7 protein-coding genes are annotated in these 8,167 nt (G+C 61.0%); 4 read left to right on the top strand and 3 right to left on the bottom strand.

Going from position 1 to position 8,167, the window contains the following annotated elements; genetic code table 11:
• Positions 1 to 379: 379 nt before the first annotated feature.
• The 3 genes from FUU19_RS23090 to pdxR form a co-directional block, all read right to left on the bottom strand.
• Positions 380 to 1,084, bottom strand: a complete 705-nt coding sequence (locus FUU19_RS23090; RefSeq protein WP_230490469.1) for a GNAT family N-acetyltransferase — start codon at positions 1,082 to 1,084, stop codon at positions 380 to 382.
• 15 nt (positions 1,085 to 1,099) lie between these two features.
• On the bottom strand, positions 1,100 to 1,552 hold the full coding sequence (locus FUU19_RS23085; RefSeq protein ID WP_230490468.1) for a GNAT family N-acetyltransferase: 453 nt from the start codon (positions 1,550 to 1,552) through the stop codon (positions 1,100 to 1,102).
• A 115-nt stretch (positions 1,553 to 1,667) separates the two neighbouring features.
• Positions 1,668 to 3,188: a MocR-like pyridoxine biosynthesis transcription factor PdxR gene (pdxR, locus tag FUU19_RS23080; RefSeq protein ID WP_230490467.1), complete on the bottom strand. Its 1,521-nt coding sequence runs from the start codon at positions 3,186 to 3,188 to the stop codon at positions 1,668 to 1,670.
• Positions 3,189 to 3,487: 299 nt separating this feature from the next.
• On the opposite strand from pdxR, the gene FUU19_RS23075 reads away from it, so the two are divergent.
• The 4 genes from FUU19_RS23075 (at position 3,488) to FUU19_RS23060 (ending at position 8,157) form a co-directional block, all read left to right on the top strand.
• The gene (locus tag FUU19_RS23075; RefSeq protein ID WP_197834658.1) at positions 3,488 to 4,204 is read left to right on the top strand and encodes a gluconate 2-dehydrogenase subunit 3 family protein; all 717 of its coding nucleotides are present in this window, start codon (positions 3,488 to 3,490) and stop codon (positions 4,202 to 4,204) included.
• A gap of 2 nt (positions 4,205 to 4,206) precedes the next feature.
• Positions 4,207 to 5,985: a GMC family oxidoreductase gene (locus tag FUU19_RS23070; protein ID WP_230490466.1), complete on the top strand. Its 1,779-nt coding sequence runs from the start codon at positions 4,207 to 4,209 to the stop codon at positions 5,983 to 5,985.
• 17 nt (positions 5,986 to 6,002) lie between these two features.
• Positions 6,003 to 7,277 carry a c-type cytochrome gene (locus tag FUU19_RS23065; RefSeq protein ID WP_197780600.1) on the top strand — a complete coding sequence of 425 codons (1,275 nt, stop codon included), beginning with the start codon at positions 6,003 to 6,005 and terminating at the stop codon, positions 7,275 to 7,277.
• Positions 7,278 to 7,392: 115 nt separating this feature from the next.
• Complete coding sequence (locus tag FUU19_RS23060; RefSeq protein ID WP_230490465.1) at positions 7,393 to 8,157, top strand: GntR family transcriptional regulator; 765 nt, start codon at positions 7,393 to 7,395, stop codon at positions 8,155 to 8,157.
• Positions 8,158 to 8,167 lie beyond the last annotated feature (10 nt).

Here is an 8,167-nt window from a genome sequence, read left to right as displayed (position 1 = left end):
CTACCGGGCAACCTGTCCCTTATGAGGTTAGGGTAGAGGCGTTGGAGATGAGCGCGGTGTTGAGCGCCCTTGAAGGCGTCGAACGCAGTCGCGATGCATAGGCGAAACCGCCATGGGCGGCGGTTTCAGGCGAGACAGGCAGGGACGCCTGTCGTAGCCGGCCGTGATGCGGCGCGATGAAGTGAGAGTCGTTGGCGCAGCCAACCGTCTGATAGGGCAAAGGCGCGGGTTGCCAGGGGCCGCGCCTTCGGCCCCCTGGCTCGGTCGAGGTGCTGGAGCCTCATGATGCACCTCACCTTTATCGACCGAAAACTGCACAAATACGTTCAGAAAAACGCTAACTGACAAGCATTAGGCCCTGGGGCCGCCTTTTTGCTTATTATTCGCCGCGCAACACCTGCAGCCGGGCTATCTGCCGCCCCTGCGCATCGAAGTTGTCCGCGCTCAGCCAGCGCGCCAGCGCCTGCCGCACCGCCGGCCAGTGGTCAGCGGTGATGGCGAACCAGTCGGTATCCCGGCTGCGCCCCTTGACGATCACCGCAAAGCGGAAGTTACCCTCGTAGCGAAAGCCAAAGCGCAGCGCGGCCTGGCGGGAGGGCGCGTTATGGCTGTCGCACTTCCACTCGCAGCGGCGGTAACCCAGCGTGTCGAAGGCATAACGCAGCAGCAGCGCGATAGCCTCGGTGGCGCTGGAGCGCTGTTTCATCAACGGCGACCAGCTGACGTGGCCGATCTCCAGCACGCCGTTGGCCTCGTCGATGCGCATCAGCGCCACCGTACCCACCGGCGCGTCGCTGGCAGCGTCGAACACCGTCAGATTGACCAGCGTCGGGTTGGCCTGCAGCGTCTCCAGATGCTGCAGCATCGCCGCCGGCGTATCGGGCCGCTCGATAGACAGATAGGTCCAGTCGCGGCCGTCCGGCGCCAGTTGAAACGCCTCGAACAGCGCGGCGTAATCCCGCTGCGGCTCGAGCGGCGCCAGCGAGCAGAAACGCCCGCCGAGCGTCGCGCCGCCCGGACGGCGAGCCGGCTGCCAATCCGGCATCGATTCCCCAACCGGCTGACCATAACGATTCATTGCCATACACGCCTCCTGCGGTTAACGGGTATAAACGATAAACGAGCTTCTTCTGCCGATTTTGTCGTACAGCGAACGCGCTGGCGCGTTGTACTCCTGGGTCATCCAATAGACCCGATCGCTGCCGCGCGTCTCTGTCAATCGGTACGCCTGCTCGAACAGCTTTTCCGACACCTTATGGCCGCGCGCCTGCGGCGATACATAGAGATCTTCGATATAACAATAGCCGACTGCGCTCCAGGTGGACGGGTGGAACACCAGATTCATCAGCCCCAACAGCCGGCCGTCGGCATCCTCCGCCACCAGCCCGTACACCTGTTCATCCTGCCCCAGGCGTTCGAAGGTGCGATCGGTCACCTGCGGCGCCACGTCGGCGCGGTAAAAATCGAGATAGCCCTGCCACAGCGCCAGCCATTGCGCTTTGTCGTCGCCATTGATTCTGCGGATAGTCACTTCAGGGTTTGATGGGTTCATAGCGCCTCACGGTGTAAGATATTATTTCCATTAGGGAAATAATCGGATAGCGGCAGAATACACCGCATGGTGGCAGCGCAATACGGACCAATCCGAAACACAGAGCAGACCAATTTTAGCCGTCGCTTGCCACCGGCAGCGCGTTGAACACCTGCGCCAGCGTCGTAATAAAGCGCACAATCTCATCCGGCGTATAGGCCGAGAAGCCGAGCACCAACGCCCCGCGCTGCGGCGTGCCGGTGTAGAAGTCCGCCAGACCGTACAGCCGTATCCCCCTTTCGGCCGCGGCCGCCACCAGCCGCCGCTCCGTCGCCGCATCCGCCAGCGGGCAAACCAGCTGCAGCCCGCCCTGCGGCAGCGCCGGACGCGTCCAGGCCGCCAGGTGACGATGCACCGCGTCGTACAGCACGTCCAGCCGCGCCTTGTACAGCATGTGCATATTGCGCAGATGCTCGGCGTAGCCGCCTTCGCGCAGGAAGTGGAACAGCGTCATCTGCGTCAGCGCCGACGTGTAGCCGTCCTGAAACTGCCGGGCGGCGACCAAGGGCCGCACCAGCTGCGGCGGCGCAATCATGAAACCGATGCGCAGCCCCGGAAACAGCGTCTTGCTGAAGGTGCCGATGTACAGCGTGCGCCCGCCGCTGTCCAGCCCCTGCAACGCCGCCTTGGTTTGCCGGTCATAGTTGAACTCGGCGTCGTAATCGTCTTCGATGATCCAGGCCCGCCGGCGCTGCGCCCACTGCAACAGCGCGAGCCGCCGCTCGAGGCTCAGCGAATACCCCAGCGGATAGTGATGAGACGGCGTGATGTAAACGCCCCGTCCGCCGCCCGAGGCCTGCATCAACTGCTCGACGTCCAGCCCCTGATCGTCGATGCCGATCGGCCGCGCCTGCAGCCCCGCCGACTGCACCAGCTTTTTCGCCCCTTGGTAACCCGGTTCTTCGACGAACACCGCATCGCCGGGATCGAACAGCACCTGGGTACACAGCGCCAGCGCCTGCTGAGAGCTGGTCACCACGATCACCTGCTCCGCCGTCGCCTTGACGCCCCGCTCCCGCTGCAAGTAGTGCGCGATCTCCGCACGCAGCTCCGGCAACCCTTGCGGATCGGCATACCCCAACAGCCGCTCGCCGTGCCGCCGCAGCGCCTGTTTCTCCCGCTGCAGCCACTGGTCGATGGGAAACGCCCGCAGATCCGCCAGCGAAGGCGTCAGCGAAGCCTGGCGACAGGTGTGCGGCGTATGGCTGACCGCCAGCAGCGCCCGGCCGCGATCGCTCAGCTCGCGCTCCGCCAGCTGCGCCTCTTGCCCCGTCGCCGTCTCCAGCAGTTCGCGGCCGAGCAGCGTGTCGCAGCGGTAACGCACAAAGCTGCCGCGCCCCACCGTTCGACTGATGAATCCCTCAGCCTCCAGCCGCGCGTAGGTTTGTTCCACCGTGTCGCGCGCCACCGCCAGCCGGGCCGCCAACGCACGGCTTGGCGGCAGCTTCGTCCGCCAGGGCAGTTCCCCCGCGGCAATCAGCTGCAACAGGGCCTGATGCAGCGCCGAACGCCGGGTCAGGCCTTGTTGCAGACCTGGCGAAAAAGCTGCCGCGATCGCCTCTTCTATGGCATACGGCTCGTTGATGCAGTTTTCCATGGCACTCCAATGTGAGTTAAGCGGAACACGACCTTATTGCACTTCGCCGGCTCACCGTGAATGTTAACAAATTGATCCCGATCAACTGAAATGTAAAAAAAACGTTTTGAAACAGATCATTTATTGTTTCTTCACACTTCTCGATCTTAGACTTAATTACCATACAAGTAGCTTGCTAACTATATATGGTGATAGACGACCTCTCCTTTCCCCGCCTGTTTACCGTCGCTGGAGAGCGACGGCGCAGGTGATGCAAAACCTGCGCGGGCATTACTGTGAAGCATGTTCAAGGTGGAATTATGTCGCAACAGCATATCCCTACGCCGCCCCGGCGTGAATTTTTGAAAAAAACGCTGGCGCTGATCCCGTTAGCCGCTGCCGGTAACGGTCTCATGATGGTAAACGCCCAGGCAGCGCCGGCTGCGGGCATCTCGCCGAATTACGTTCCGGTTTATTTCAACAACGAAGAGTGGCGATTCTTGCTGGCGGCCTGCGATCGGCTGATCCCCAGCGACGAGAACGGCCCCGGAGCCGTCGATCAAGGGGTCCCGGTATTCATCGATCGCCAAATGGAAACACCCTACGGCCATGGCGGCCTGTGGTACATGCACCCGCCGTTCGTGCCATCGGCGCCGGAGTTGGGCTATCAGTCCAAACTGACGCCGCGCGAGACCTATCGCAACGGCATCCTCGCGTTCAATGAGCTCTGTCAACGTCAGTTCGGCAAAGTTTTCGCCGAGCTGTCTCATGGCGAGCAAGAACAGCTGTTGACCGCGCTGGAAAGCGGCCAACTCGATGCGGATACCTTGCCGGGTAAAGCTTTCTTCGAACAGCTGCTGCAAAACACCAAAGAAGGTTACCTGGCCGATCCGAGCCACGGCGGCAACCAAACGCTGGCATCATGGAAATTGATAGGCTTCCCCGGTGCGCGCGCGGACTTCGCCGATTGGGTCAACAAACCCAACCAACCCTATCCTCTTCACCCGGTCAGTATCTCCAGCAAAAGGAATGCATAATCATGAGCACAATAAAAAAACCACCGGTAGATGTGGTGATCGCCGGCTTTGGCTGGACCGGCGCCATTATGGGAATGGAATTGACCGACAGCGGCCTGCAGGTGCTGGCGCTGGAACGCGGTGAACGGCGCGATACCTACCCTGATTTCGCTTATCCGCGTATCGCCGATGAACTGACTTACGGCATTCGTCTCAAGCTGGCGCAGGAAATGGCGCATGAAACCGTCACCGTGCGCCATACGCCGGCGGATTTCGCGGTGCCTTATCGCCAGCTCGGCTCTTTTTTGCCGGGCAACGGCGTCGGCGGAGCCGGCGTGCACTGGAACGGCATGCACTGGCGCGCCCTGCCTTCCGATCTCAAATTGCACACCACCCTTACTGAAAAATACGGCGCCAACTGGATCCCGGAAGGCATGACGTTACAGGACTACCCCCTCAGCTACCAGGAGTTGGAGCCTTACTTCGACAAGTTCGAGAAGGTGTGCGGCACCGCCGGTAAAGCCGGTAATCTGCAGGGCGAGCTCATCAAGGGCGGCAATCCGTTCGAAGGGCCGCGTAGCAATGACTACCCGACGCCGCCGCTTAAACAGCTCTACTCGGGCTCACTGTTTGGCAAAGCCGCCGAATCGCTAGGCTACCATCCGTTTGCTGTCCCCGCCGCCAACTGCTCCGAACCCTATACCAACCCGTATGGCGTGCAGCTTGGCCCCTGTAACTTCTGCGGTTACTGCGAACGTTTCGGCTGCTTCATGTACTCCAAGGCCTCGCCGCAGTCGACCATCCTGCCAGTACTGACACAGCGTAAAAACTTTGAGCTGCGCACCCAGGCGCAGGTGATCAAGGTCAATCTTGACAGCAGCGGCAAAAAGGCCACCGGCGTAACCTACATCGACGAGCAAGGGCGTGAAGTAGAGCAACCCGCCGATCTGGTGATCCTCAGCGCTTTCCAACTCCATAATGTTCGCCTGCTGCTGCTTTCCGGCATCGGAAAACCCTATGATCCGGTCACTGGTGAGGGCGTGGTCGGCAAGAACTACGCCTATCAAATGAACAGCGGCATTTCTCTGTTTTACGATCGCGATACCCATTTCAATCCCTTTATCGGCGCCGGTGCCGCCGGAACGGTGATCGACGATCTTAACGGGGAAAACTTCGACCACGCCGATCTCGGTTTTATCGGCGGCGCCTACATCTCAGCCACCCGCACCGGCGGTCGGCCTATCCAGCAAATGATGCTGCCGCCGGGCACGCCGAACTGGGGCAGCGGCTGGAAACAAGGCATCCGCGACAATTATCCGCACTCAATGAGCATCGGTTCGGAAGGATCGGTGATGCCATACCGCGATTGCTATCTGGATTTGGATCCCACCTATAAAGACGCCTACGGTCAGCCTCTGCTGCGTATGACCTTCGACTGGAAATCGAATGAGATCAAAATGACCCAGCATATCACCGCTAAAATGGCGGACATCGCCAACGCTATGAAACCAAAGCAGATGGCTATCTCGGTAAGAAAAACCGGCGATCATTATGACGTGCGCCCCTACCAATCCACTCACACTACCGGCGGTGCCATCATCGGCGACAATCCGGTCACCAGCGTGGTGAACAAATACCTGCAATGCTGGGACGTGCCCAATGTATTCGTCACCGGCGCCTGTGCATTCCCGCAGAACCTGGCCTACAACCCAACCGGCATCGTCGGCGCACTGGCTTATCACTCTGCCGAAGCGATCCGCGAGCAATACCTGAAAAACCCTGGCCCGCTGGTGCAGGCATAACGCCTAAGGAGCTCAAGATGAAAGGATTTACGCCCACATTGTCGGTGCTGCTGTTGCTCGCCGCAGGTGCGGTTAAGGCGGCCGACGCCCTCCCTTCCACGGCGCGAATTGAACACGGTGAATATCTGGCGCGCGCAGGGGATTGCGCGGCCTGCCACACCGCGCACGGCGGCGCCCTCTTCGCAGGTGGCCTGAAGATGACCACGCCGATCGGCGCTATTTACTCCACCAACATCACGCCCGATCGCCAAACCGGTATCGGCGGGTACAGCCTGCCCGAGTTCGCCGATGCCCTGCGCAAAGGCATCGCGCGCGACGGCAGGCGACTGTATCCGGCCATGCCCTACCCGTCGTTTGCCAAAATCAACGATGACGATATCCGCGATCTTTATCTGTATTTCACGCAAAAGGTCAGCGCAGTGGCGCAGCCGAATCGGGAAAGCGACATTCCCTGGCCGCTCAGCATGCGTTGGCCGCTGGCATTGTGGGATCTGATCTTTCGCGAAGACGGTGTTTATCAGCCGGATGCGCAGCGCGGCGCCGAGTGGAATCGCGGTGCCTATCTGGTTCAGGGGCTCGGTCACTGCGGCACATGTCACACGCCGCGCGGTATCGGCTTCCAGGAAAAGGCGCTCAGCCAGAGCGATACAGCCTATCTGAGCGGCGGGACGTTGGAGGGCTGGCATGCCGCTAACCTGCGCGCCGATACCGCCAGCGGCTTAGGGGACTGGAGTGCGCAGGAGATCACGCGCTTCCTGAAAACCGGCCATACCCAACGTTTCGCCGCCTTCGGCTCAATGGTGGAGGTGGTACAGGACAGCACGCAACATCTGAACGATGACGATCTGAAAGCGATCGCGGTCTACCTGAAATCGCTGCCTGCCGGTGATGAGAAGTCATCGCCGCCGCGCAACGACGGCATCGCCCAGGCGCTGTTCAACGGTAAGGTCAACACGCCCGGCGCACAAGCCTACCTGGACAACTGCGCTGCCTGCCACCGCAGCGACGGCCAGGGGTATCGCAACACGTTTCCTCAGCTGGCACGCAATCCGGCGTTGCTGAGCGAAGATCCGTCGTCGCTGATCAGCATCATCCTCCACGGCTCACGGACGCCGGTAACCATCGGTGCGCCTACCGGCCTGACCATGCCGGACTTCGGTTGGCGGTTGAGCGATGAACAGGTCGCTCAGCTCGCGACCTTCGTGCGCACCAGTTGGGGTAACAGCGCCCCGGCGGTCAGCGCCGATCAGGTGAAAAACATTCGATCCGGCGATAACCCGTCTCAGCCATGAACCTGTGGGCATCCTATGCCCACCCATCGTTATCGCCGGGCGGCGGCAGTTGCGCTGCCCGGCGAAATCCCCTTAAATAAGCCATCGCATTGCGGCTAAAGGACTTCCGTCGGCTATGAGCAAGGAGACCAACCAGCGTCTGCTGGACAAACTGCAGCAGGATCTGGCCAGCGCGGGCGCAATGCCGCTGTATTTGCGCTTCAACGCCTCGGTGCGCCAGGCCATCGAACAAGGGTTGCTGAATGCGGGGGATTTTTTGCCCAGCGAGCGGCTGTTCACCGAACGGCTCGGCATCTCGCGCATCACGGTGCGCAAAGCGTTGGCTTGCCTCGAGCAGGACGGCCTCATCGGCCGTTCGCGCGGTTACGGCACCTTTATCCAACCGCAACGGCCCGAACCGAAGCTGTTCTATTCTTTGGCGGACGTCAAAGGATTCTCGCGCGAGGTGATACAGCAGGGGCGCCGGCCGGATACGCAATGGATCAGCCGCGAACGGATGCTCGCCGGCGCTGAACTGGCTGAAAAGCTGCAGCTGGCGGCCGGAACGCCGATCTACAAACTCAAACGCATTCACTTGATCGATCGGCGGCCGATGTCGGTGGCGGTGTCCTACGTGGTGGTGGCGGCGATTGCCAACGTCGACGAGATCGGCATCTCGCTGTACGACTACTTCCGTCGCAATAACGTCGAAATGGGATCGCTGCGCAGCCAGGTCAGCGCGGCGATGGCCGACGACGATATCCGTCAGGCGCTGCGGCTCTCGGAGCCGATGCCGCTGCTGATCGTGCGCCAGACGCTGTTCGACCACCACAAAAAACCGATCGAATACAGCGAAAGCTTCTGCCGCAGCGACATGTTCGAATTTACCAGCGAAAGCTGATCCGGTGCGT

Source organism: Serratia montpellierensis, assembly GCF_020858655.1.
Taxonomy (GTDB): domain Bacteria; phylum Pseudomonadota; class Gammaproteobacteria; order Enterobacterales; family Enterobacteriaceae; genus Serratia; species Serratia montpellierensis.
The sequence above is the reverse complement of the archived record's forward strand: the minus strand, read 5'-3'. Positions and strand labels throughout refer to the sequence as shown.

Excerpts from the sequence above, each read along its gene's own strand:
- FUU19_RS23090 (WP_230490469.1), bottom strand. The coding sequence starts at position 1,084 with ATGGCAATGAATCGTTATGGTCAGCCGGTTGGGGAATCGATGCCGGAT.
- FUU19_RS23085 (WP_230490468.1), bottom strand. The coding sequence starts at position 1,552 with ATGAACCCATCAAACCCTGAAGTGACTATCCGCAGAATCAATGGCGAC.
- pdxR (WP_230490467.1), bottom strand. The coding sequence starts at position 3,188 with ATGGAAAACTGCATCAACGAGCCGTATGCCATAGAAGAGGCGATCGCG.
- FUU19_RS23075 (WP_197834658.1), top strand. The coding sequence starts at position 3,488 with ATGTCGCAACAGCATATCCCTACGCCGCCCCGGCGTGAATTTTTGAAA.
- FUU19_RS23070 (WP_230490466.1), top strand. The coding sequence starts at position 4,207 with ATGAGCACAATAAAAAAACCACCGGTAGATGTGGTGATCGCCGGCTTT.
- FUU19_RS23065 (WP_197780600.1), top strand. The coding sequence starts at position 6,003 with ATGAAAGGATTTACGCCCACATTGTCGGTGCTGCTGTTGCTCGCCGCA.
- FUU19_RS23060 (WP_230490465.1), top strand. The coding sequence starts at position 7,393 with ATGAGCAAGGAGACCAACCAGCGTCTGCTGGACAAACTGCAGCAGGAT.